The sequence below is a fragment of the Pseudonocardia sp. ICBG1142 genome (assembly GCF_020496255.1).
In the GTDB taxonomy this organism is placed as follows: Bacteria; Actinomycetota; Actinomycetes; order Mycobacteriales; family Pseudonocardiaceae; genus Pseudonocardia.
Genome location: NZ_JAHLJC010000031.1, coordinates 326,315 through 350,693, shown reverse-complemented (window position 1 = coordinate 350,693; position 24,379 = coordinate 326,315). Strand labels below are relative to the sequence as shown.

The 24,379-nt window shown below is 75.3% G+C and carries 22 protein-coding genes and 1 pseudogene; 15 read left to right on the top strand and 8 right to left on the bottom strand.

The genetic code is table 11. The features are described 5' to 3' along the window. Positions 1–255: 255 nt before the first annotated feature. Complete coding sequence (locus KPL59_RS25820; RefSeq protein WP_226351021.1) at positions 256–819, bottom strand: hypothetical protein; 564 nt, start codon at positions 817–819, stop codon at positions 256–258. 30 nt (positions 820–849) lie between these two features. Continuing rightward, a complete protein-coding gene (locus tag KPL59_RS25815) occupies positions 850–1,470 on the bottom strand; it encodes a LysE family translocator (protein ID WP_043276884.1) in 621 nt (206 codons plus the stop codon). Between the two features lie 81 nt (positions 1,471–1,551). On the opposite strand from KPL59_RS25815, the gene KPL59_RS25810 reads away from it, so the two are divergent. Continuing rightward, positions 1,552–2,037 carry an Lrp/AsnC family transcriptional regulator gene (locus KPL59_RS25810; RefSeq protein ID WP_075306615.1) on the top strand — a complete coding sequence of 162 codons (486 nt, stop codon included), beginning with the start codon at positions 1,552–1,554 and terminating at the stop codon, positions 2,035–2,037. Positions 2,038–2,042: 5 nt separating this feature from the next. Here the strand turns inward: KPL59_RS25810 and KPL59_RS25805 are convergent, their stop codons facing one another. Next, positions 2,043–3,233 carry an alcohol dehydrogenase catalytic domain-containing protein gene (locus KPL59_RS25805; protein WP_226362308.1) on the bottom strand — a complete coding sequence of 397 codons (1,191 nt, stop codon included), beginning with the start codon at positions 3,231–3,233 and terminating at the stop codon, positions 2,043–2,045. A 268-nt stretch (positions 3,234–3,501) separates the two neighbouring features. Between KPL59_RS25805 and KPL59_RS25800 the strand changes: the two genes are divergently transcribed. The 4 genes from KPL59_RS25800 to KPL59_RS25785 are packed head-to-tail and all read left to right on the top strand — an operon-like array spanning position 3,502 to position 8,349. After that, positions 3,502–5,148, top strand: a complete 1,647-nt coding sequence (locus tag KPL59_RS25800) for a phytoene desaturase family protein (protein WP_374111668.1) — start codon at positions 3,502–3,504, stop codon at positions 5,146–5,148. Positions 5,149–5,204: 56 nt separating this feature from the next. Continuing rightward, complete coding sequence (locus KPL59_RS25795; protein WP_226362307.1) at positions 5,205–6,227, top strand: acyl-CoA dehydrogenase family protein; 1,023 nt, start codon at positions 5,205–5,207, stop codon at positions 6,225–6,227. Then, positions 6,227–7,513, top strand: a complete 1,287-nt coding sequence (locus tag KPL59_RS25790) for a bifunctional PIG-L family deacetylase/class I SAM-dependent methyltransferase (protein ID WP_226351016.1) — start codon at positions 6,227–6,229, stop codon at positions 7,511–7,513. The genes KPL59_RS25795 and KPL59_RS25790 overlap by 1 nt, the downstream gene beginning before the upstream one ends. Continuing rightward, on the top strand, positions 7,510–8,349 hold the full coding sequence (locus KPL59_RS25785) for a glycosyltransferase family 2 protein (RefSeq protein ID WP_226362306.1): 840 nt from the start codon (positions 7,510–7,512) through the stop codon (positions 8,347–8,349). The genes KPL59_RS25790 and KPL59_RS25785 overlap by 4 nt, the downstream gene beginning before the upstream one ends. Positions 8,350–8,367: 18 nt before the next feature. On the opposite strand, the gene KPL59_RS25780 is transcribed toward KPL59_RS25785, so the two are convergent. Next, positions 8,368–9,135 (bottom strand): class I SAM-dependent methyltransferase, encoded by a 768-nt coding sequence (locus tag KPL59_RS25780; protein ID WP_226362305.1) that lies wholly within the window; start codon positions 9,133–9,135, stop codon positions 8,368–8,370. Between the two features lie 8 nt (positions 9,136–9,143). Beyond that, positions 9,144–10,142: a methylenetetrahydrofolate reductase gene (locus KPL59_RS25775; protein WP_226362304.1), complete on the bottom strand. Its 999-nt coding sequence runs from the start codon at positions 10,140–10,142 to the stop codon at positions 9,144–9,146. A gap of 123 nt (positions 10,143–10,265) precedes the next feature. Between KPL59_RS25775 and KPL59_RS25770 the strand changes: the two genes are divergently transcribed. The 5 genes from KPL59_RS25770 (at position 10,266) to KPL59_RS25750 (ending at position 16,555) form a co-directional block, all read left to right on the top strand. Further along, positions 10,266–10,925, top strand: a complete 660-nt coding sequence (locus KPL59_RS25770) for an HAD family hydrolase (RefSeq protein WP_226351012.1) — start codon at positions 10,266–10,268, stop codon at positions 10,923–10,925. Positions 10,926–11,014: 89 nt separating this feature from the next. After that, positions 11,015–12,334, top strand: coding sequence for a cytochrome P450 (locus tag KPL59_RS25765; RefSeq protein WP_226362303.1), 1,320 nt, complete (start codon positions 11,015–11,017; stop codon positions 12,332–12,334). Positions 12,335–12,387: 53 nt separating this feature from the next. Beyond that, positions 12,388–13,008, top strand: a complete 621-nt coding sequence (locus tag KPL59_RS25760) for a TetR/AcrR family transcriptional regulator (RefSeq protein ID WP_020624550.1) — start codon at positions 12,388–12,390, stop codon at positions 13,006–13,008. An 82-nt stretch (positions 13,009–13,090) separates the two neighbouring features. Next, a complete protein-coding gene (locus tag KPL59_RS25755) occupies positions 13,091–14,086 on the top strand; it encodes an amidohydrolase family protein (protein ID WP_226362302.1) in 996 nt (331 codons plus the stop codon). Positions 14,087–14,425: 339 nt separating this feature from the next. Then, positions 14,426–16,555, top strand: a complete 2,130-nt coding sequence (locus KPL59_RS25750) for a DEAD/DEAH box helicase (RefSeq protein ID WP_226351009.1) — start codon at positions 14,426–14,428, stop codon at positions 16,553–16,555. A 57-nt stretch (positions 16,556–16,612) separates the two neighbouring features. Here the strand turns inward: KPL59_RS25750 and KPL59_RS25745 are convergent. Continuing rightward, positions 16,613–17,481: pseudogene (locus KPL59_RS25745) on the bottom strand (alpha/beta fold hydrolase). Between the two features lie 96 nt (positions 17,482–17,577). Between KPL59_RS25745 and KPL59_RS25740 the strand changes: the two are divergent. Then, positions 17,578–18,060 carry a CGNR zinc finger domain-containing protein gene (locus KPL59_RS25740; RefSeq protein ID WP_226362301.1) on the top strand — a complete coding sequence of 161 codons (483 nt, stop codon included), beginning with the start codon at positions 17,578–17,580 and terminating at the stop codon, positions 18,058–18,060. A gap of 7 nt (positions 18,061–18,067) precedes the next feature. Here the strand turns inward: KPL59_RS25740 and KPL59_RS25735 are convergent, their stop codons facing one another. Next, positions 18,068–18,511, bottom strand: coding sequence for a Rid family hydrolase (locus KPL59_RS25735; RefSeq protein WP_226351008.1), 444 nt, complete (start codon positions 18,509–18,511; stop codon positions 18,068–18,070). 68 nt (positions 18,512–18,579) lie between these two features. On the opposite strand from KPL59_RS25735, the gene KPL59_RS25730 reads away from it, so the two are divergent. Both KPL59_RS25730 and KPL59_RS25725 read left to right on the top strand, forming a co-directional pair. Continuing rightward, the gene (locus tag KPL59_RS25730) at positions 18,580–19,137 is read left to right on the top strand and encodes a MarR family winged helix-turn-helix transcriptional regulator (RefSeq protein ID WP_226362300.1); all 558 of its coding nucleotides are present in this window, start codon (positions 18,580–18,582) and stop codon (positions 19,135–19,137) included. A gap of 36 nt (positions 19,138–19,173) precedes the next feature. Continuing rightward, on the top strand, positions 19,174–20,169 hold the full coding sequence (locus KPL59_RS25725) for an LLM class flavin-dependent oxidoreductase (protein ID WP_226362299.1): 996 nt from the start codon (positions 19,174–19,176) through the stop codon (positions 20,167–20,169). Between the two features lie 9 nt (positions 20,170–20,178). Here the strand turns inward: KPL59_RS25725 and KPL59_RS25720 are convergent, their stop codons facing one another. Then, positions 20,179–21,168, bottom strand: coding sequence for a LacI family DNA-binding transcriptional regulator (locus KPL59_RS25720; RefSeq protein WP_226351006.1), 990 nt, complete (start codon positions 21,166–21,168; stop codon positions 20,179–20,181). 429 nt (positions 21,169–21,597) lie between these two features. On the opposite strand from KPL59_RS25720, the gene KPL59_RS25715 reads away from it, so the two are divergent. After that, entirely contained in the window at positions 21,598–22,611 is a 1,014-nt protein-coding gene (locus tag KPL59_RS25715; protein WP_226351005.1) for an ABC transporter substrate-binding protein, read from the top strand. A 121-nt stretch (positions 22,612–22,732) separates the two neighbouring features. Then, entirely contained in the window at positions 22,733–24,307 is a 1,575-nt protein-coding gene (locus tag KPL59_RS25710) for a sugar ABC transporter ATP-binding protein (protein ID WP_226362298.1), read from the top strand. Positions 24,308–24,379 lie beyond the last annotated feature (72 nt).

The following is a 24,379-nucleotide window of genomic DNA, read 5'->3' as shown; positions in this document are numbered from 1 at the left end:
GGGGCGGGCAGGCGCAGAACTGCACCGGCCGCATGCACGAGTAGCACAGGTCCGACGCCCGGCCCGGCCGCGCACGGCGGGCCAGGGCCCGGTGTGCGTACGCGAGGATCGACATGACCAGGATCTTTCCCGGCGACACCGCGTTCACACGCCACCGGTCCGGATATGGGACGGACGGCGGCGCGGCTGCGACGGACGGCCCCGGCCGGCGCGACGTCCGGTCGAGCGGTTGCCGCCGTCCGTCTCAGCGCGGTCTCACTCCGGGCCCTGCGAGCGCAGCTCCTCCACCCGTCCCATCGCCTCGCGCAGCTCGGTCAGCCACTCGTCGGCGTGCCGGCCGACCAGGCGCACCGACCAGGCCAGCGCGTCCGACCGGGACCGGGCCACCCCGGCGTCGACGAGGGTGTCGAGCACCGCCCGCTCGGGCTGGCGCAGCCGGGTCATCACCGGCACCGAGATCGTCGTGAACAGCTCGCGGGTCCCGCCGATCCGCGCGCCCCAGGCGACCTTGCGCCGGTAGCGGCTCTCGGCCTGGCGGGCGATCTCGATCCGCCGGTCCCGGGTCTCCTCCCGGAACCGCGAGATCCGCCCGGCCTCGGCGGCCGCGGCGTCGGCGCGCCCCTCGTCGGTGTCGGGGTGGTCGGCGTCGAGCGGGGGCAGCTCCCCCACCACGACGATCTCGTCCCGGTCGACCGTCACCTCCGGCGCCCCGGTGAACCACCCGTCGGGCAGCCGTCCGGAGAACCACGCCGCGGCGTCGTCGGCCGGGGGGAGGTCGGCCTGCTGCCAGCCGCCCCGCCCGCGTCCTCGTCCTGTCATCGCGCACCTCCCGCATCGATGCTTACATAATTACACCGTTGCGAGCTGGGATGCCAGCAGCACGGCGCCGAGGGTCACCATCGCGGCACCCGCGACCCGGGACACCACGCGCGCCGCGGCGGGCCGGGCGGCCAGGACGGCGCGGGCGCCGACACCCACGCCGGTGTAGACGAGCGCGCAGCCGAGGACGTGCACGAGGCCGAGCAGGAGGATCTGACCGCCGACGGGGACCGGCGCGGCCGGGTCGGTGAACTGCGGCAGCAGCGCCAGGAACAGCAGCAGCGCCTTCGGGTTGAGCCCGCTGACCCCGGCGCCACGGACCAGGTCGCCGAGCCCGGACCCCCCGCCGTCGACGGCCGCCACGGCGGGACCGGCCGGGCGGAGCAGTGTCGTCGCACCGAGCACCAGCAGGTAGACCGCGCCGACGGCGGTGAGCACGGTGAGGACCTCCGGCCGGCGCGCGACGACCGCGGCGATCCCGGCAGCGACCAGGCCGGTGAGCGCCAGGTGCCCGCCGAGCAGCCCCGCCAGCGACGGCAGCACGGTCCGTCCGCGCAGCCCCGCGCGGATCATGTACGCCCAGTCCGCGCCGGGCGTCAGGACCAGCAGCAACGACAGGCCGGAGAACCCCAGCACACTTCCGATCGGCATGCCACGACGCTAGGCACGAGGCGCCGACAGGTGTTCCCGTTGTTCCCACCGAGCACCCGGCATGGTGCAAGATTCTTCTCCGTGGACACGATCGACCGGAAGATTCTTGCCGAGCTGCAGGCCGACGGCCGCCTGACCGTCACCGAGCTGGCCGAGCGGGTGCGGCTGTCGGTGTCGCCGTGCCACCGCAGGCTGCGTGCTCTGGAGTCCTCCGGGGCGATCGCGGGCTACCGCGCCCACCTCGACGCGCACCGGCTCGGCCTGGGGTTCGACGCGCTGGTGTTCGTGACCATGCACGAGGCAGTGCAGGACACGGTGCAGGCGTTCGAGTCGGCCGTCGACGACATCGAGCAGGTCGTCGCGGCGCAGCGGCTGTTCGGCGACCCGGACTACCTGCTGCGGATCATCACCCGGGACCTGCCCGCGTTCCAGCGGCTCTACGACGAGCGCCTCACCACGCTGCCCGGCGTGCAGCGGCTGTCCTCGACGCTGGTGATGAAGGACGTCGTCGCCGACCGGGGGCTGCCGCTGGAGCACGGGCTCGACACCGGACGACGAGGATCATGACGAGCTCAGGGGGTGAACAGCACCTTCACCGCGCCGTCGCTCTTGTCCTGGAACATCGAGTAGGCCTGGGCCGCCTCCTCCAGCGGGACCCGGTGGGTGGCGAAGTGGTCGACGCCGAGCGGGTCGTCGTCGCCGAGCAGCGGCAGGAGGTCCGGGACCCAGCGCCACACGTTGGCCTGGCCCATCCGCATCTGCACCTGCTTGTCGAACAGGGTGAGCAGCGGCAGCGGGGTGGCGCTGCCGCCGTAGACGCCCGACAGTGAGATCGTGCCGCCCCGGCGCACCGCGCCGATCGCCAGCTCCAGCGCCGCGGTCCGGTCACTACCGGCCGTCTCCATGACCGTGCGGCCCAGCCCGAAGGGCATCGCGGCCACGAGCTTCTGGGCCGCGGCCGCGGCCGCGACCGGGGACCCGTGCGCCTCCATGCCGACCGCGTCGATGACGGCGTCGGCGCCACGGCCCCGGGTCATCGACCGGATCGCGCCGAGCACCTCGTCGTCGCCGTGGCCCAGGTCCAGCGCGGTCACCCCGCGCGCCTCGACCCGGGCCAGGCGCTCCGGCACGACGTCCACGCCGACCACCCGCCGGACCCCCAGGTGCGCGGCGATCCGGGTGCACATGTCGCCGATCGGCCCGAGCCCCAGCACCACCAGCGTCCCGTCGGCGGGCGTCGCGGCGTACTGCACGGCCTGGTAGGCGGTCGGCAGCACGTCGGACAGGAACAGGAACCGGTCGTCCGGCGGACCCTCGGGGACCCGGATGGGCAGCGAGTTGCCGAACGGCACCCGCAGGTACTCGGCCTGTCCGCCGGGCACCTGCCCGTAGAGCTGGGTGTAGCCGAAGAGGGAGGCGCCGGTCCCCTGCTCACGGTTCTGGGTGGTCTCGCACTGCGACTGCAGGCCGCGCTCGCACATCCAGCAGTGCCCGCAGCTGACGTTGAACGGGATCACGACGCGGTCACCGACCGAGAGCTCGGTGACGGCCGATCCCACCTCCGCCACGACACCCATCGGCTCGTGGCCGAGGATGTCGCCGGGGGTCAGGAACGGGGTGAGCACCTCGTAAAGGTGCAGGTCGGAGCCGCACAGGCCGGAGCTGGTGATCTGGACGACCACGTCGTCGGGCTGCTCGATGACCGGGTCGGGAACGGTGTCTACCCGGACGTCGCGGCGGCCGTGCCAGGTCAGGGCACGCATGGGGTCTCCTCGGGGTCGCCGGTGGTGTGGGCGCCCGGCTACCCGGGCGCACCCCGGCGAAACCGGCACGGGCGTCCGGCCGGCAACCAGCATCCGGCGGTCCGTCCCACCGCGGCCCGCCGCGTGGCCGTGGGAGTGGTGCCGGGCCGGGTCGGCATACTCGGCCGGGTCCGTGGCACCGGTCGGTCGACGTGCCGGCGCGGCCACCCGCGCACCGGCGGGCTGCCCGTCGTGACCGGCATGACGTCCGTGAGCCCGGGTACCGCGGATGCACGCGGGCCCGCGGGCCGTGGCACGGGAGGGGGACCGCGTGGCAGAACGGGTGGCAGAACGGGTCGACGCCGTCGTCGTCGGGGCCGGGCACAACGGTCTCGTCGCGGCGAACCTGCTCGCCGACGCCGGCTGGGACGTCCTGGTCTGCGAGGCCGCCCAGGCGCCGGGCGGCGCCGTGCGCTCGGCCGAGATCACCGCGCCCGGCTTCGTCAGCGACCTCGCCAGCGCCTTCCACCCCCTCGGCGCCGCGTCCCCGGTGCTGCGCGAGCTCGACCTCGGCGCGCACGGGCTGGTGTGGCGCCACGCCCCCGCCGTGCTCGCCCACCCCACCCCCGACGGCCGGTGCGCGGTGCTGCACCGCCGCCTCGACGACACCGCCGACGCGCTCGACGACGACCACCCCGGCGACGGCGCCGCGTGGCGCGCACTCGTCGCGCAGTGGGACCGGATCGGCGACGACGTCCTCGCGGCCGCGCTGCGCCCGTTCCCACCGGTCCGCCCGGCGACCCGGCTGCTGCGCACGCTCGGCACCGGCGACGCCCTGCGGCTGGCCCGGATGCTGGTACAGCCGGTCGCCCGGATGGCCCAGGAGCACTTCGGGGGCCGGGCCGCCCCGCTGCTGCTCGCGGGCAACGCCCTGCACACCGACCTCGGGCCGGACTCCGCGGCGGGCGCCGCCTACGGCTGGCTGCTGGCGATGCTCGGGCAGCGTGTCGGCTTCCCCGTCCCGGAGGGCGGTGCCGGTGCCCTGACCGGTGCGCTCGTCGCCCGGCTCACGGCACGGGGCGGTCGGCTCGACTGCGGACGACCGGTCCGGACCGTGCTGGTCGGACCGTCCGGGCGGGCCGGCGGTGTCGTGGACGCGGCCGGGCAGCGCGTCCTCGCCCGCCGGGCGGTGCTCGCCGACGTCGACGCGCCCCGCCTCTACCGCGACCTCGTCGGCGAGGAGCACCTGCCGGCCCGCTTCGTCGCCGACCTCGACCGGTTCCAGTGGGACCACTCGACGGTGAAGCTCGACTGGGCGCTCGACGGGCCGGTCCCCTGGACCGCGCCGGGCGCCCGGTCGGCGGGCACCGTGCACCTGGGCGCCGACCTCGACGGCCTGCGCCGCTACGCCGCCGACCTCACCGCGGGACGGCTGCCCGGTGACCCGTTCCTGCTGTTCGGGCAGATGACCACGGCCGACCCGACCCGCTCCCCGCCCGGCACCGAGTCGGCGTGGGCCTACACCCACGTGCCGCGCGGGCTCGGCTGGGGCCGCGACGAGGTGCTGCGCTGGGCCGACCGGATGCAGCAGGTGGTGGAGGACCACGCCCCCGGGTTCGGGTCACTGGTCCGGGCCCGCGCCGTCGCCGGGCCCGCGGACCTGCAGCGCCGCGACGGCAACCTCGTCGACGGGGCGATCACCGCGGGCACCTCCGCGGTGCACCAGCAGCTGGTGTTCCGTCCGGTGCCGGGTCTGGGCCGCGCCGACACCCCGGTGCCGGGCCTGTTCCTGGCCGGGGCGTCGGCGCACCCCGGCGGGGCGGTGCACGGCGGGCCCGGCGCCAACGCGGCGCGGGCCGCGCTGGCCGCGGCGGGGGCGACCGGTGCGCTCTACCGGGGTGCGGTCCGGTTCGCCCACCGGCGGCTGTACGGCTGAGCCCGACCACCCTCCGGTCGGGTTTGGACCCGCGGGAGACGGACATACGGTCATCCGTGACCATCGATCACCGACCCGCCGTCACCGGCACCGGCGTCCTGGACCCGGTGCCCGCGCCGACCGGCCCCACCGAGCCGTTCCCGGCCGCACCCGGGGCGACGCTCACGGCCGTCGTGGCCGCCGGTGAGCTGGACCTCCCGCTGCCCGGCGCCGGGGCGACCGCGACCCGGTGGGCCCGGCTGGCCCGCATCGCACGACGGGACCTGCCGGTCGCGCGGCTCGCCGAGGGGCACGCCGACGCCGTCGCGATCCTCGCCGACCTCCACCGCTCCCCCGCCCCGGGCGCCAGTTACGGGGTCTGGGCGCCGCGGTCCGGCGGCGGGGCCCGGCTCGACGGCGGCCGCGACGGGCTGCGCCTCACGGGCACCGTGCGGTTCTGCTCGGGCACCCACCTGCTCGACCGGGCCCTGGTCGTCGCCGGGGCGCAGGACGGCACCCGACTCGTGGACCTGGACCTGCGCGCCCCGCAGGTGGAACGGGTGACCGCCTGGCGGGCGTCCGGGATGGCCGCCAGCGACACCCACGACGTCGTGCTGCACGACGTGCCCGTACCGGCCGAGGCCGTCGTCGGCGGCCCGGACGCCTACACCGCGCGCCCCGGCTTCGCCCACGGCGGAGCCGGGGTGGCCGCGGTGTGGCTGGGTGCCGCCGCCGCGGTCGTCGACCACGTCGCGGAACCCCTGCGCACCACCGACCCGGACCCGCACCGGCTCGCCGCGCTGGGGGCGGTGCACGCGGCCGTCGCGGCCGCCGACGCCCTGCTCGCCGTCACCGCCGCCCGGATCGACGCCGACCCCACGAGCCCCCACCACGACGCGGTCGCCACCGTGCGGGCCGCGGTGGAGCGGGCGTGCCGCACCGTCCTCGACGCCGCCCCGGAGATCGCCGGGGTGGCCGTGCTGGCCGGGTCGCCGCTGCTCACCGAACGTCTCGCGGACCTGCAGATCTACCTCCGCCAGCACCACGGCGGACGCGACCTCGCCGCCCTCGGGCGCGCCCTGGTCGCCCCGGCGACCTGATGGAGCCCGTACAGGCCGCGCACGTCTGGGAGGACGCGGCCGTGACCCTCGCCCGGCGCGAGCTGGACCCGTCGGCGTTCGGCCGCCTGGTCGTGGTCTGCGCCCACCCCGACGACGAGACCCTCGGCGCGGCCGGGCTCATGCGCAGCGTCGTCGCCGCGGGCGGCACCGTCGAGATCGTCCTGGCCAGCGACGGGGAGGCCGCCCTGCCCGAGGTCGGGTCGATCGACCGGGCCGAGCTGGCCCGCACCCGCCTCGCCGAGCTCGACACGGCGCTGGCCGAGCTGGGCGTCCCCGCGACGGTCCACCGGCTCGGGCTGCCCGACTCGGCGCTGCACGAGGACCAGCTCGTCGGGCCGCTGACCGGGCTGCTCGCCGGCGCCGACGCCTGGGCGAGCCCGTGGCGCGGCGACCCCCACCCCGACCACGCCGCGGTCGGCCGGGCCTGCCCCCGGGCCGCCCCGGTGACCGCCCACGGCTTCGGGTTCCCGATCTGGGCGCGCACCCGGATCCCACCGACCGACCCCGGCGTGCCATGGGAGCGCGCCCACCGGCTGACCCTGTCGCCCGAGGACCGCGACGCCCGGCGGCGCGCGATCGCCGCGCACGCCTCGCAGTCCGCGGTGCCGCCCGGCGGGACCCGGGCGGTGCTGTCCGCGGCGACGCTCGCGCACTTCGACGGCGACCACGAGGTCCACTTCCGGGAGCCGTCCCCCTCGGGGGCGCCGCCGGAGCTGTTCGCCGGGCTCTACCGCGACGGCGCCGACCCCTGGGACGTGCGCGGCTCTTTCTACGAGCGGCGCAAGCGCGACGTCCTGCTGGCCTGCCTGCCCCGGGAGCACTACGCCCTCGCCGCCGAACCGGCGTGCGGGCTCGGCGAGCTGACCCGCGCGCTGGCGGCCCGCTGCGACCGGCTGGTGGCCTCCGACGTCGTCGACGAGGCCGTCGCCGCCACCACCGAGGCCGTCCGCGAGACCCCGGGCGTCGAGATCCTCCGGGCCGACGTCGACGACGACCGGGCCGTCCCCGGCGGCGTCGACCTCGTGGTGCTCGCGGAGTTCCTCTACTACCTGCCCGCCACGCGGGTCGACGCCGTGCTCGACCGCATCGCGGGTGCGCTGGTGCCGGGCGGCGACCTGGTGCTGGTGCACTGGCGACAGTGGCCCGCCGAGGCACCCGCCGACGCCGCGGCCGTGCACGCACGCGTGCTGGCCGACGACCGCTTCGACACCTTGGTCGAGCACACCGACGAGCAGTTCCTGCTGCACGTGGTCCGGCGCCGGTGAGCCGGCCCGTACGGACCCGTGGCGCACCGTCCGCCGTCGGGGTGCTCGTCCCCGCCCACGACGAGGCGGCCACCGTCGCCGCGTGCGTCCGCTCCGTGCTGACCGCCCTCGACCACACGCCAGGGCTCACCGCGCGGGCGCTGTGCGTGGTCGCCGACCGCTGCTCCGACGCCACCGCCGCGCTCGCCAGGGCCGCAGCCGCGACGCACCCGGCCGCGGCCCGGGTGCGGGTGACGGTGCTCGAACCCACCGCCGGGGTGGCCCCGCTGCCCGGCGGCCGGCCCGTGCAGCGGCCGCACGGGGTCGCCGGACCGGTCACGATCGGCGCGGTCCGCGAGCTCGCCGCCCGCACCCTGGCCACGCTGCTCGCCGCCGACGGCGCCACCCCCGCCACGACCTGGCTGCTCGGCACCGACGCCGACGGCACCGTGACCCCCGGCTGGGTGGCCGCGCACCTGACACTGGCCGCGGCCGTCGCCGACGCCGGCGCCGGTGGGGTGGTGCTCGACCTGCCCGGGCTGCCGCGCCCGCCCGGGGAGCCGGCGCCGCCCGAGCACCCGGTGTACGGGGCCAACCTGGGCGTGCGCGCCGACGCGTGGGCCGCGGTGGGCGGGTTCCCGCCGCTGGCCTGCGGCGAGGACCACGGGCTCGTCGCCCGGCTGCGGGCCGGTGGCTATCGCGTCGTCCCGGGTGCGCCCGGGACGGTCCGGACCAGCGCCCGCACCCGGGGCCGGGCCCGCGGCGGGCTGGCCGACCTGCTGCGCGACGCCGGTCCGGCCCTCCCGCAGCCCCGGCCGGGTGTCGGCGCGGGCGGGGCGGGCATGCCTGTCGCGTGAGCCCGGCGGGCGCCGCGGTCAGCGCGCGACGGCGTGCAGCAGCAGGCCGGTGACGGTGCCGTCGGCGATCAGCCGCCCGATCCGCTCGGACTGCTCGCGGGCCGCGGCGTGGCGCGGATCGTGCCCGTGGTCGCGGTCCAGGACCGCGTCCACCCGGGCCGTGCTGTCCCGCCAGTCCTGCGGGGACGGGGGAAAGGCGGTGAGCGCCGCCTCGTCGGTGAGCGCGAACCCGGCGTCGTGCAGCAGGGCGCGCAGCTCCGGCGCCGACGGGAACCGGTTGCCCTCCGGGGACCCTGCCGGGCGTTCGGTGTCGGCCAGGAACACCAGCAGCCCGAGCGACCCGCCCGGGCGGAGCACCCGGTGCAGCTCGGCCAGCACGGCGGCCTTGTCCTCGACCGTGCAGAGCACGCCGAGGCACCAGCAGGCCGGGAACGCACCGTCGGCGAGCGGGACGGCGTCCCCGGCCCCGACCAGCGTCGGCAGCCCGAACAGGGCGGCCGCGGTCCGGCAGGCCTCCGGCATCGGGTCGACCACGACGGGGTCGGCCCCGGCGCGTCGCCGGGCCCACGCCGCGGGGCCTCCGGTACCGCCCCCGATGTCGGCGAGCCGGGTGCCCGGCCCCAGCCCGCACGCCGTGACCAGCCAGTCCAGCCCGGCCGGGCTCGCGCTGCCCCGGCACGCCGCGGGCAGGGCGTGGTCGGGACCCAGCTCCGCGACCGCGGCGCGGGTCCACTCGGCGACGGTGTCGAACTCCTGTGCCATCCGCTCCGGGACGAGGTCGGCCATGGGCGCGCCTACCCCGTCGTCGCCAGCTCACGCCGGATCCGCCGGCCGATCTCGGCCTTGATCTCCGCCGCGGCGTCGTCGCCCGCGGAGGTGCCGCGCCCGGACAGGTTGACCCCGTCCACCCCGTCGACGGCGAGCAGCTCCAGCGCCTCGGCGGTCGCGGCGGCGATCCCGGCCTCCACCGGGTCCGGCGCGCCCAGCACCGCCTCGACCGCGGCGGCGTCGAGGCCGAGCCCGGGGAACGCCGCCAGGGTGCGCGCGCCCTGCTCGTCGGTGAACACCGCCACCCCGGCGACGACCGGCAGGCTCGCGCCGTACGCCCGGGCGGCGGCGGTGAACTCCGCGACCCGCCGCGGGGACGCCGCATGGTTGAGCACGGCGGCCCCGGCACCGGCGCGCTGCTTCTGGGCGAGCCGCGCCGGGCGCAGCGCCACCGGTGCGGCGTCCGGTGCCTCCGGGACGACGGCGGCCATCCCGGCGGCGGCCGCCAGCGCCGCGAGCCGGGTCCCGTCGAGGTCGAACACCTGGGTGACCTCGGGACGCACCCCGGGCCCGCGGGCGTCGCCGGTCACGCAGAACACCGCGTCCGCGCCGGCGGCGCCGAGCCCGGCGACGTCCTGCTCCAGCACGACCCGGTTGCGGTCCCGGCAGGTCAGTGTCACCCACGGACGGGCACCGGCCTCCCGCACGAGTGCCGCCAGCATGGTCGGCGGGAAGTCGGGGGCGTCGTGGTGCTGGCCGACGAGCACGGCGTCGCAGCCCGCGGCGGTGGTCGCCACGATCCGGCGCAGCGCCACCGGGTCGTAGGGCGGGCTGGTCAGGTCGGTCAGCACGAGCGGTCCGCCGCCGTCGAACGCCGAGGGCAGCACCGGGCGACCGGCGGGCCCGGTCCAGGGGACCAGCGGCGCCGAGGCGAACGGGCAGGGGCCGGTGCCGAGCTCGCAGCCGTGGTCGGGGCGGACCCCACCGCACGGGCCGAACTGCATCCGCTTGGGGCAGGCGTGCACCCGGCCGACCCTAGGTGCGGCACCGCGGCCCGGCAGGCCGGTCGCTCCACCCGGCGGCACCGCAGGGCGCAGATCACCGGGCGGACCCGGACTGGACCGGCGGCGCGCGGGTACCCCGCGCGGATGACGACCCCGGACACCGCGGTGATCGACGTCGACGGCACGCTCGTCGACACGAACTACCACCACGCCCTCGCCTGGTCCCGCGCCCTGCGCCGGTTCGACGTCACGGTGCCGCTGTGGCGGCTGCACCGCGCCGTCGGGATGGGCGGCGACCAGCTGGTACCCGCCGTGGCGGGGCAGGAGTTCGAGGACGCCCACGGCGACGACGCCCGCGCGGCCTGGAAGGAGGAGTTCGACCCGCTGCTCGGCGAGGTCGTCGCGTTGCCGCAGGCCGCGGAGCTGCTCGCCGACCTGCGCGACGGCTTCGGGATGAAGGTCGTGCTGGCCAGCTCCGGCGACCCGGAGCACGTCGAGGCCTACCTCGACCTGTTCGGCGGGCGCGAGCTGGCCGACGCCTGCCTCACCCGGGAGGACGCGCGCCGCACCAAGCCCGACCCGGACCTGGTCAGGACCGCGGTGCGCCGGGTCGCCGGGTCGACCGCGTTCGTGCTGGGCGACTCGGAGTGGGACGTGCGCGCCGCGGCGGCCGCCGGGCACCCGGCCTACGCGGTGCGCACCGGCGGCGCCGGTGTCGACGAGCTGACCGCGGCCGGCGCCGTCGAGGTCCTCACCGACCTCGCGGCGGTGCGGCAGGCAATCCCGCGGATCCTGCGCGGCTGAGGCGGGCACTCGATTTCGCTGCACACCGTGCAGCGAGTTGGTAGCGTCGGCGGCGCCCCACCACGCACCGACCCACCGCAGGGAGCCCCATGTCGAGCCCCATGTCGACCGACGCCGCCGCGCCAGGGACGACGGACACGACCGGCTCGCCGGTCGGGTTGCGCAGCATCGTGCCCCAGGACCTGCTCGAACGGCCTCCCGGCTGCCCGTTCGACCCCGCCCCCGGCCTGGCCGCCCGCCGCGGTGGCGGCGCCGTGCAGACCGTCGAGCTGCGCAACGGGGCACGCGCGTTCCTCGTCCTCGGTTTCGAGGAGGCCCGCGCGGTGCTGGCTGACACCCGGTTCAGCTCGGACCGCGTCCGCTACAAGGACGCCACCGCACTGCAGCCGCACGAGGTGGCCGAGCTCGCCGCCGCGGCCGATCGGGGCGAGCCGCTCCGGCCTGCCGACGTCGAGCGGACCGACGGCATGTTCGTCTTCATGGACCCGCCCGAGCACACCCGGATCCGCCGCCTCCTGCAGGGCCAGTTCACGGTGCGCCGGATGCGGGCGCTGACCGAGCGGATGCGGGCGATCGCCGACGAGCACATCGACGCGATGCTCGCCACGGGCCCCGGCGCGGACCTGGTGGCCGCCTATGCGCTCCCCCTGCCGTCGCAGATGATCTGCGAGCTGCTGGGCGTCGACTACACCGACCGGGCCCGGTTCCAGGAGAACACCGCGGTCGGGCTCAGCTCCACCTCGTCCGACGCCGACCGGGCCCGCGCCCTGGGCGAGCTGTACACCTTCCTGGCCGGGCTGGTGGCGCACAAGAAGGAGAACCCGGCCGACGACCTGCTGTCCGGGCTCGTGCACGACACCGACCCGCCGCTGCCCGACAACCAGCTCGTCGACATCGCCCTCGTGCTGCTCGGGGCCGGCCACGAGACAACGGCGAACATGCTCGGCCTGGGAGCGTTCGCCCTGCTGCGTGACCCCGGGCAGCTGGCCTTCCTGCGCGAGCACCCCGACCGGATCGACGACGCCGTCGAGGAGCTGCTGCGCCACCTCAGCATCATCCAGCTCGGCGTGAGCCGGGTCGCCACCGAGAACCTGGAGGTCGGCGGGGTGACCGTCCCGGCAGGGTCGACCGTCGTCGTCGCCCTGCCGGAGGTCAACCGCGACCCGCGCACCGTCGACGCCGGTGACGAGCTCGACCTGTCCCGCCGGCGCGTCCCGCACCTCGCGTTCGGGCACGGGGTGCACCAGTGCATCGGCTCCCAGCTGGCCCGGGTGGAGATGCAGGTCGCCTTCGAGCGTCTGTTCACCCGCATCCCCGGGCTCCGCCTGGCCGTCGAGGCCGAGCAGGTGCCGCTGCGCAACGAGATGCTGATCTTCGGGGTGCACGCGCTGCCGGTGACCTGGGGCTGACCTGGGGCCGACCTGGGACTGAGGCCCCGCCGGCCGGAGGGCAGGATGCCGGGGTGGACACCTCCGACCGGACCAGGCCGCCGTCGCCCGGTGTGCGCGCGCGGCGCAAGCTCGCCACCCGCGAGGGGGTGCGCTCCGCCGCGGTCCGGCTGTCGGAACGGCACGGCCTCGACGGCGTCACCGTCGAGATGATCGCGCACGAGGCCGGGGTGTCGGTGCGGACGTTCTTCAACCACTTCCCCAGCAAGGAGGACGCGGTCCTCGCTGTCGTGCGTGACCGCGCCGCGGACCTGGTCGAGGCGTTCCGCGCCCGCCCCACCGACGAGCCGGTGCTCGACGCGGTGCGCGAGGCCGCGCTGGGCGTGCTCACCGGCGACGACGGGGACCCGGACACCCGGGCCGCACTCCACCTGGCCCACCACGACCCGGCGTTGCAGGCCCGGCAGATGGCCGTGCTGCTGGAGCAGGAGGCCGCCCTGGCCGAGGCGATCGCCGACCGGGCGCCCGACAGGGACGCACAGGTCCTCGCCGCGGTCGCGCTCGCCGCGCTGCGGGTGGCCCAGGCCCGTGGCCTGGCCTCCGGCGGACGCGACCACGCGGCCCGGCTCGCCGTGGAGATCGACTCCGCACTGCGGCTGCTGCGCGTCGACCAGCCCGGCGGCACCGGGCGCTGAGACCCCGCCGTCCCCACGATGGCAGCATCGTCCTCGGCCCCGTGATCGCGCGGCCGGTCCTCCGACAGCCGCGGGAGCACCCATGTCGATCATCGCCGTCGAGGAGCACTGGACCTCGCCCGTGCTGGACGCGGCGCTGGCCGCCCTGCCGGCGGACCGGCGGGACCCGAGCACCGCGCTGAACGACATCGGCGACCACCTCGCGCAGCTGCACGACCTCGGCGCGGGCCGGATCGCCGCGATGGACGCCCAGGGCGTCGACCTGCAGGTGCTCTCGGTCGCCCCGCCCTCGACCGGGCCGCTGGACCCGGCGGACGCGGTCGCGCTGTGCCGCGAGCTCAACGACACCGCCGCCGCGGCCGTCGCCGACCGTCCGCGACGCCTGCGGGCGATGGCGACCCTGCCCACCGCGGCGCCGTCGGCGGTCGCGGCCGAGCTGGAACGCGCCGCCGACCTGGGCATGGTCGGGGCGATGGTCTACGGCCGAAGCGGCGAGCTCCTGCTCGACGACCCGCGCCTCGACGACCTGTTCGCCGTGGCCGCGGCGCGTGCGCTGCCGGTGTTCGTGCACCCGCAGGTCCCGCCGCCCGCCGTGCGCGACGCGTCGTACTCCGGGTTCGGCACCACCACCGACCTGGCGCTGGCGACGTTCGGGTGGGGCTGGCACGTGGAGGCCGCCGTCGCGGTGCTGCGCCTGATCGCCCGCGGCACCTTCGACCGGCACCCCGGTCTGACCGTCGTGCTCGGCCACTGGGGGGAGCTGCTGCCCTACTGGGCCGACCGGGCGAACGGCGTCGCCCGGGTCGCGGGGCTGGAACGCTCGGTGCCCGAGTACGTGCGCGAGAACATCGTGCTCACCTGCTCGGGCATGCTCGACCCCGCGCACCTGCGGCACGCGCTGGCGGTGACGACCCCCGACCGGCTGCTGTTCTCGACCGACCACCCCTTCCAGCACCCGTCGCGGGTGGAGGTCGAGACGTTCCTCGACGAGTTCGACGCCACCGACCGCGCCCTGTTCACCGAGGGCAACGCCCGCCGGCTGTTCCGGATCGAGGGACCGGTCGGCCCGGACCGGTGACGGCAGTGCTGTCGGCAGGGGTGTCGGCAGTGGTGTCGACCGCCACCGGTGTGTCACGCGCCGACCGGGCCCGCGCGGGGTAGGGTGGGACCCGGATCAGATCTGCCGCCCGTCCCGGGCGTTCCACGGCCGGGGCGGAGAGCGGGTCCCGGACACCGTCGACGGCCTGTGGCGCTTCCCGCAGCCGGACCGCCGACCTCCGTGACTGCGATCCCCCACCGGCCGGTTCGTGGTGCGGAGGGGCCATCAGGCCCTTCGTCACGTCGAGCACGTCCGGCCGCGGCCCCCGACGGGACGCGGCCACGGACCGGCGCCGCAGGACGTCGACAGGAGCAGTACGTGGCGCGAGGAGGCAGGCCCCGGACCGGGGCTCGCCAGGGCACCCCCCAGCGACGTCGCCGCCCGCGCGGCAACGACGTGATGTCGGTGCTGACCGGGGCCGCACGCGAGGTGCGGACGGCTCTGCGGAGCGGCCGGGTCACCCCGGCCACCCGCACCAAGTTCCAGACGGTGGCGCTGCTGCTGCGTGACGAACGGGCCCGGGTCCGCGACCGGCACGACGACGCGAAGCGCGCCGAGACCCTGCAGCGCCTCGACGAGATCGCGAAGGCGCTGGCGATGGACGCGGTACGCGACGCCGGCCTGCTGGCCCTGCTCGCCGACGACGCCGTCGTCTCCGACTCGGCGCGCGCGCTGAAGCGGGAGATGCTGCGTTCGGCCGGTATCGAGGTCGACGAGCCGGAGCCGGAACCGGAGCCCGTCGACGTCCCGCAGGTCCCGGCGAAGCCGCAGGTCGTGCCGCAGTCCGTGGTGGCCCGGCAGATGGCCAACCCGTTCCTGGCGCCCGACTTCTCCGCCGCCCCGCCGAGCGGCCCGCGCCCGACCCCGCTGACCGGCTGGGAGCTGCTCGGCCCGCTGCTGCGTTCCTTCGAGCGCGCCGGGGCCGGTGCACCGGCCTGCATGGAGCTGCCCGAGCCGTCGACCCGCCCGATCCCGGGTGGCCGGGAGCTGATGCCGCACCAGGCGAAGCTCGTCGCCGCCGCCGAGAACGGGCACCGCACCTTCCTGCTCGCCGACGAGCCCGGCCTGGGCAAGACCGCGCAGGCGCTGCGCGCGGCGGAGGCGGCGAACGCCTACCCGCTGCTGGTCGTCGTGCCGAACGTGGTGAAGACCAACTGGGTGCGCGAGGCCGCGCTGTGGGCGCCGCGCCGGTCCGCGACCGCCATCCAGGGCAACGGCGACTCCGTCGACGGCTTCGCCGACATCGTCGTCGTCAACTACGAGGTGCTCGACCGGCACATCGGCTGGCTGGGCGACTTCGGGTTCCGCGGCATGGTCGTCGACGAGGCGCACTTCATCAAGAACCGCACCTCGCAGCGGTCCAAGCATGTCCTGGAGATCGCCGAGAAGATCCGGGCCTTCATCCCGCGACCGCTGCTCATGGCGCTGACCGGCACCCCTCTGATCAACGACGTCGAGGACTTCCTCGCCATCTGGCAGTTCCTCGGCTGGATCGACGCGACCAAGCCGCGCGCCGAGCTGCTCGACGCGCTGACCGCGACCGGGATGACCCCGGCCGACGGGCTGTTCGAGCGCGCCGCCCGCCAGTGCGTCGTCGACATGGGCATCGTGCGTCGTCGCAAGATCGACGTCGCCGCGGACATCCCGGCCCGGCGCATCGCCGACCTGCCCGTCGAGATCGACGGCCCGACCGGCCGGTCGATCCGGGCGGCGGAGAAGGCGCTGGCCCGGCGGATGGTGGCCCGCTACACCGCGGCGCTGGCGGCCCGCCGGTCCGGCCCGGGCGTCGAGGGCATCGACCACGGCCTGGTCCGCGACGTCGCGGGCTGGGAGCAGAAGGACGCGGCGGAGGCGGGCTCCGGGGACAACGTGTTCACGATGATGCGCCGCCTCGGCCGGGCCAAGGCCGGGCTGGCGGCGGACTACGCGGTGCAGATCGCGCGCAGCGCGGGCAAGGTCGTGTTCTTCGCCAAGCACGTCGACGTCATGGACGCCGCCGAGCAGACCTTCGCCAAGCAGGGCGTGCGGTACTCCTCGATCCGCGGCGACCAGACGCCGACGGTGCGCCAGCGCAACATCGACGCGTTCGTGAACGACCCGGGCGTCGCGGTGGCGGTGTGCTCGCTGACCGCGGCGGGGGTCGGGCTGAACCTGCAGGTCGCATCGAACATCGTGCTCGCGGAGCTGTCCTGGACCGCCGCCGAGCAGACCCAGGCGATCGACCGCAGCCACCGGATCGGCCAGTCCGAACCGGTGACCGCGTGGCGGATCCTCGCCGCGCAGACGATCGACGCCCGGATCGCGGACCTGATCGACGCCAAGGCCGGCCTCGCGGCGGCGGCGCTCGACGGCGCCGACGACGTGTCCGGCTCGTCGGCCGACGTGCAGCGCGAGGCGCTGGTCGCGCTGCTCACCGAGGCGCTGGAGGCCGATCTGGCGGCCGCGTGAGCGGCGGTCGTCGGCGCGGCCGGGACCGACCCGCGCGTCCACCGTCGGGCGCACGCCTCACCGCGGGACCCGCTCCAGGAAGCGCCGTAGCTGCCCGGCGACGACGTCGAGGTGGCTCTCTCGAGCAGGAAGTGGCCGCCGTCCACCAGGTGCACCTCGACGTCGCCGGCGTCCCGGGCGAACGCCCGTGCCCCGTCCGGTCCGAAGATCTCGTCGTTGCGCCCCCACACCGCGAGCACCGGGACCCCCGAGGTCCGCAGGAACTCGTGCAGACGCGGGTACAACGGTCGGTTGGTGCGGTAGTCGCGGAACAGCGCGAGCTGGACCGCGTCGTTGCCCTCGCGCGAGACGAGCGCGTGGTCGTGGTGCCAGGTGTCCGGGTCCACCGTGCCCGGGTCGGGCACCCCGTGCAGGTACTGCCACCGGATCGCGTCGAGGCCGAGGGCGGCACGGACGGGGGGCTCGGTCTCCGGGCCGGGCGCGTCCCCGTAGGCCCAGACGTCGGTCCAGAACGACTCGACGAACCCGTCCTCGTAGCCGTTGCCGTTCTGGGTGACGATCGCGGTGATCCGCTCCGGGTGGGCGAGGGCGAGCCGCCAGCCGATCGGTGCGCCGTAGTCCTGGACGTAGAGCGCGTAGCGGTCGACCCCCAGCAGCTCGAGCAGCCCGTCGGTGACGTCCGCGAGCGCGTCGAAGGTGTAGTCGAACTCGGCCGCCGTCGGGGCGGCGGAGTGCCCGAAGCCGAGGTGGTCCGGTGCGATCACGTGGTGGTCGCCGGCCAGCAGCGGGATCAGGTGCCGGAACATCGACGAGCTGGTCGGGTAGCCGTGCAGGAGGACGATCGTGGGTGCGTCCGCGGGACCGGCCTCCCGGTAGAAGACCTCGTGTCCGTCGACGGTCGCGGTCCGATGGTGGACGAGCGGCATGACTAACTCCTTCACGTGCTCGATGTGGTTAGACACCGTCACGGAAGCACGCTCGCATGTAACCTGTCAAAGAAGTCGATGTGGTTAGGAGGCGACGTGGACCTGCTACTGGACCTGCTCAACAGCAGACCCCTGGTCGACGGCACGGAGCGCGACGCCCTCCGCGACCCCGCCGCGGCACACAGCTGGGCACGGGCGCACGGCGGCGACGGCGACCCGGAGGAGCTGGCGGCACTGCGCCGCGTGCGGGATGCACTCACCCGGGTCGCACGGGGGGACACCGACCCGAGTGTCGCGCTGACCCCGCTCCTCGACGGCGTGCACCGGACACCGGAGTTCACCGACGGCCGGCTGACATGGCGGACCGTCACGCCCCCGCACGCCCGGCTCGCCGTCGAGGCCGTACTCGCCTGGGCCGCCGTCGAGGAGCAGCTGCCCGGGCGGCTGCGCCCCTGCGCCAACGACGCGTGCCGACTGTTCCTGCTCGACCGCAGCCGTGCGAACCGCGCCCGGTGGTGCTCGATGGCGGTCTGCGGGAACCGCGCCAAGGCGCGCCGGCACTACGAGCGGACCCGCTGAGCCGGCCTCAGCCGGCCGACCCCACCAGGGCGGTCACCCGGATCTCGATCCGCATGGTGGCGAGCCCGAGCACGGTGACCCCGGTCTGGGTCCAGACCGGCGCGCGCCCGCCGAGCCGGTTGCGGAACTCCCGGACCATGACCCGGTTGTGCTCGTCGCCGATGGCCTCGGCCCCGGGCTCGACCTTGTGGTAGGAGTTCATGTGGACGACGTCGGCCCAGGTCGCACCCGCTTCGGCGAGCGTGCGCCCGACGTTGTCGAACGCCTGCACGATCTCCTGTTCCAGGTCCTCGGCGACGACCAGGTCGTCGTTCCAGCCACCCTGGCCCGAAGTCTCCACCCGGTCGCCGATCCGGACCGCCTGGCTGTAGCCGAGCAGGTCGCGGGCCGTGACGCCGTAGCCCGGCGTGACGTGGAACGTGGGGGTCGCGTGGTCAATGACTTCACTCATGAATTCAAGCTACGACTCATGGCTTCACCTGTAAAGTACGAGCTCGGAACCAGGGACGGGGGCGACGGGTGACGACGGAGCGGGCGACGCCGGAGGTCGGTGGTGACGAGCCGACGTGGCTGGACGGCGAGGAGAAGGCGGCGTGGACCAGTGTGATCTCGCTGATCATGCTGCTGCCCGGCCGGCTGGAGGCCCCGCTGCAGCAGGCGCACGGCATCACCCTGTTCGAGTACCTGACGCTCAGCCATCTGTCCGAGGCGCCGGGACGCAGGCTGCGGATGAGCGAGCTCGCCTTCCTGACGAACGGCTCGCTGTCGCGGTTGTCCAACGTGGTGAAGCGGTTGGAGGGCCGCGGCTGGATGCACCGCTCCCCCGATCCCGACGACGGCCGCTACACCCTCGCCGCCCTCACCGACGCCGGGTTCGACGTCGTGCACGCCGCGGCACCGACCCACCTGCGTGCGGTCCGGGACGTCGTGCTCGACCGGCTCGACGCGCAGGACCGGGCGGCGCTGGGCCGGATCGGCGTCGCGCTCAGGGTGCAGGACTTCCCGCCGCGCGCGGGGTCGCAACATTCCCGATCCGGAACCCGCGGGACGGAAGAGGACGGGCCTCCGGTTCGTTGACCGAGAGGTCACCGTGTCGATCCGTGAGGTGCTGTCATGCCGCTACCGCTGCCGTTGTCGATCCTGGACCTGGCCACCGTCGCCCGGGGTGAGACCGTCGCCCAGGGCCTGGAGGCCAGCACCAGGCTGGCGCAGCGCGCCGAGGACTGGGGGTTCCGGCGGATCTGGTACGCCGAGCACCACAACATGGGCTCGATCGCGTCGGCGGCGACGAGCGTGCTCATCGCCCACGTCGCCGCGCACACCGAGCGCATCACGCTCGGCTCCGGCGGGGTGATGCTGCCGAACCACTCGCCGCTGCAGATCGCCGAGCAGTTCGGCACCCTCGCCGAGCTCCACCCCGGCCGCATCGAGCTGGGGCTCGGCCGCGCGCCCGGCACCGACCAGGCGACCGTCGCGGCCCTGCGGCGGGATCCGCGCGCGTCGGAGACCTTCCCGCAGGACGTGCAGGAGCTGCAGGCCTTCCTCGGGACGACCAGCCTGGTCCCGGGCGTCGAGGCCCACCCGGGCCGCGGCACCGGGGTCCCGCTGACGATCCTCGGGTCCTCGCTCTACGGCGCGCAGGTCGCTGCCGCGCTGGGGCTGCCCTACGGCTTCGCCTCGCACTTCGCGCCGGACGCCCTGGAGAAGGCCGTGGCGCTCTACCGCCGCGAGTTCCGACCCTCGGAGCAGCTGTCCGCCCCGCACGTCCTGGCCGGGGTGAACGTGATCGCCGCGGACTCCGAGGACGAGGCGCAGCAGATCCAGCGCGAGGTGCAGCGGTCCCGGGTGCGGCTGTTCACCGGCCGGCGGGGGGCCTCGCTGACCGACGCCGAGGCCGACGCGGTCCTCGACAGCGCCTCGGGCGAGCAGATCCGGTCGATGACCCGTTACACCGCGGTCGGGACACCGGAGACCGTCAGCGCGTACCTGGAGGAGTTCGCCGCCCGCGCCGACGCCGACGAGCTGATCGTCACCGGTCCGGCGCCGCGCCGGGAGAGCTGGTGGCGCAGCTGGGAGCTGCTCGTGACGAAGGTGCAGACCACCGACTGACGGCGGCCGTCAGCGGGGCGGCGGGCCGACGCTGTCGCGGGACACCAGCACCGGGGCGATCCTCCGGTGCACCGCCTGCGGCGCGTCCGGACCGTCGCCGTGGTTCAGCAGCAGGTCCAGCGCCTCCCGGGCGACGGCCTCGAAGTCCGCGCGCAGACTCGTCAGCGGCGGGATCAGGTGCGCCGAGACAGGCACGTCGTCGAACCCGACGACGCTGACGTCGCCCGGGACCCGCCGGCCGCGGTCGTGGAAGGCGTGCAGCAGGCCGGTGGCCAGCGCGTCGTTCGCGGCGAACACCGCGGTCACCTCGGGCATCCGGGCCATCAGCTCCCCCGCCCGGTACCCGGCGTCGGCGCTCCAGTCCGCGGCCATCACCGGGGGCACCTCGGCCCCGGCCGCACGCAGTGCCGCGGCCCAGCCGGCCGCGCGGCCCGCCGCGTCGAACCAGTCGGTGGGGCCTGCGACGTGCCAGACGGTCGCGTGCCCCGCGGCCAGCAGGTGCTCGGTGGCGATCCGGCCGCCCTCGACCTGGTCGACCGTCGCCATTGGCAGCTGCTGCTCGGGGTCGCCGTCGACGGTCACGAGCGGGACGTCGCCCGGGACGGAGTCGAGCGCCTCGGCCACCGACGCGACCGGCGCGATCACGACGATCCCGGCGACCTGCCCGTCGAGGTGACGCTGGACGGCCTCGCGCACCGACCCGCCGTCGATCTCGCGGACCCGGACGACACTGACCCCGAATCCGGCACCGACCGCCTGCTCCTCGAACGCGGCGAGCAGCGACACCGGGCCGAACAGGGTGGACCGGGGGGCGACGATCCCGAGCACCCGGTCACGGCCGGTCACCAGGGTGCGGGCGGCACGGTTCGGCCGGTAGCCGAGCTCCTCGATCGCGGTCCGGACCCGCACCCGGGTGCTCTCCCGGACGTTGGGGTGCGCGTTCAGCACCCGGGACACCGTCTGGTGGGAGACCCCGGCACGGCGGGCCACGTCGAACATGGACGGTGCCCGCCCCGGCCTCGGCCCAGGCTCCATCGCGATCCCCACGCCCACCCCCTCCGATCCGTGCAGCGTAGCCGTCCGTGACCGTGTCACCCACGGAGGGCGTTCGCCGGTCGCGACACGACCGGGACCTCCCCGGCACCCCGCAGAAGCGTCCCCCGAACAGCCGGGAGACCGGCCCGCCTACGGGTCGCGCGGAGCGGATCGATCGATTGTTAACCTTCACATCCACGATGTCCAGCACGGCGACGGACACTCGCAAGGTTCGCCGATCGATCGCCCGGCGGCTCGAATGGAGCCTTGACCGGGCTTCGTGTTCGCGTTAACAATCTCTCCTCACCGAGACCGTCGGCGCCGGGACCGCGAGGTCCCGCTCCGGCCCTCACCGCAGGCCGCGCACCGCAGCGCACCACCCGGAGGATTCCGATGTCGACGACGACACCCACCCCGACGGCGTCCACCGGGCGCCGCGTCTTCCACAGGCTGGCCGGCGCCGCCGCGGCCATCGCCCTCACCGCCGGGATCGCGGCCTGCGGCTCCGGCGGCTCCGGCGGCACGGCCCAGGACACGCTCACCCTCGGCTTCGCCCAGGTCGGCGCGGAGTCCGGCTGGCGCACCGCGAACACCGCCTCGATCCAGGAGTCGGCGAAGCAGGCCGGGATCGAGCTGCAGTTCTCCGACGGCCAGCAGAAGCAGGAGAACCAGATCAAGGCGATCCGGTCCTTCATCCAGCAGCGGGTCGACGTGATCGCGTTCAGCCCGGTCGTCGAGACCGGCTGGGACACCGTGCTGCAGGAGGCCAAGCGGGCACAGATCCCGGTGATCCTCACCGACCGCTCGATCGACTCCGCCGACCCGACCCTGGTGAAGTCCTTCATCGGCTCCGACTTCGTCAAGGAGGGCGAGAAGGCAGGCGAGTGGCTGGTGAAGGACTCGGCGGGCAAGCCGGAGGTGAACGTCGTCGAGCTGCAGGGCACGACCGGCGCCGCCCCCGCGATCGACCGCACCGCGGGCTTCCAGAAGGCCGTTGCCGGCACGCCGTCGATCAAGGTAGTCGCCTCGCAGACCGGTGACTTCACCCGGTCCGGCGGCAAGCAGGTGATGGAGGCGTTCCTGAAGTCCCAGCCGAAGATCGACGTCGTGTACGCCCAGAACGACGACATGGCGCTCGGCGCCATCGAGGCCATCACCGCGGCGGGCAAGGTGCCGGGCCGCGACATCCGGATCATCTCGGTGGACGCCACCAGGGACGGGATGAAGGCGACCGCCGACGGGAAGATCAACTACATGGTCGAGTGCAACCCACTGCTCGGCGGCCAGCTGATGGACATGGTGAAGAAGGTCGCCGCCGGCGAGCAGGTGCCGGCCCGCGTCGAGGTCACCGAGACCACCTTCGACCAGGCACAGGCCGCGGCCGCCCTGGCCGAGCGCAAGTACTGATCCCGCACCGTCCGCCCGGTGCCGGTGGAGCGCGATCCACCGGCACCGGGCGGCTCCACTCCCGGGAGCCGCGCCCGACCGCGCCCGGGACGCCCACCGGAGACGACCCCCGGAGACGACGATGACCGAGACCGGACCGCCACCGGCCGCCACGACCGATCCCGTGGTGGCACTGCACGGCATCGAGATCGGGTTCCCCGGGGTGAAGGCCCTCGACGGGGTCTCCCTGCGGCTGTTCCCCGGCGAGGTGCACGCCCTCATGGGCGAGAACGGCGCCGGCAAGTCCACCCTGATCAAGGCGCTGACCGGCGTCCACCGCATCGACGCGGGCACCATCACCGTCCGCGGCGGGCTCCGGGAGTTCACCGGCCCCGGGCACGCCCAGGAGGCCGGCATCGCCACGGTCTACCAGGAGGTCAACCTCTGCCCGAACCTCTCCGTCGAGGAGAACATCATGTTGGGCCGCGAGCCGCGGGCCCCGTGGTGGGGCGGCCGGCGCATCGACCGGGCCGCGGTGCGGCGCACCGCCGTCGCGGTGCTCGGGCGGCTCGGGCTCGATCTCGCCCCGGCCTCGCTCGTCGGTGACCATCCACTCGCCGTGCAGCAGCTCGTCGCGATCGCCCGCGCCGTCGCCACCGACCTGTCGGTGCTGATCCTCGACGAACCCACCTCCAGCCTCGACGCCGGCGAGGTCCGCGAGCTGTTCCGCGTCCTGCGCGAGCTGCGCGACGCCGGGGTGGCGATCCTGTTCGTCTCGCACTTCCTCGACCAGGTCTACGAGATCGCCGACCGGACCACGATCCTGCGCAACGGCCGTCTGGTCGGCGAGTACGCGATCGCCGACCTCCCGCGTCTGGAGATGGTGTCGAAGATGGTCGGCCACGCCCTGGAGGAGCTGGCGGACCTCGACCGCCAGCCCGCGGGCCCGGGCGCGGGCCACGCCGGCACGCCCTTCCTCGACGCCCGGGGGATCGGCCGGGCAGGCGGGGTCGCGCCCACCGACCTCGCGGTGCACCCCGGCGAGGTCGTCGGCGTCGCCGGGCTGCTGGGATCGGGTCGCACCGAGCTGGTGCGCCTGCTCTTCGGTGCCGACCGTGCCGAGACCGGGTCGATCCGGGTCGACGGCCGGGAGGTCACCCTCGGCGGCCCGACCACGGCGATCGCCGAACGCATCGCGTTCTGCTCCGAGGACCGCAAGGGCGAGGGCGTCATCGCCGACCTGTCGGTGCGCGAGAACATCGTGCTCGCCCTGCAGGCGCGGCGCGGGTGGGCCCGGCGGATCCCGCGGAGCACCGCCGACGAGCTCGTCGGGAGGTGGATCACGGCGCTGGACGTCCGCCCGGCGGACCCGGACGCACTCGTCGGCACCCTGTCCGGCGGCAACCAGCAGAAGGTGCTGCTCGCCCGCTGGCTGATCACCGACCCCAGGCTGCTGATCCTCGACGAGCCGACCCGCGGCATCGACATCGGGGCCAAGACCCAGATCCAGAAGCTGGTCGCGGACCTGGCGGGCGACGGGATGGCCGTCGTGTTCGTCTCCGCCGAGCTGGAGGAGGTCGTGCGGCTCTCCGACCGGATCGCGGTGCTGCGCGACCGGCACAAGGTCGGCGAGCTGACCCGCTCCGAGGCCTCCACCGCCGCCGTCATGGAGATCGTCGCCGAGGGAGGCACCCAGCGTGGCACGCCTGCTGCCTGACACCGGTCCCGTCCGGGCCGCCACCGACGCCCCGGACGGGCCGGCGGCCGACCCCACGACGGCGCCGGACGC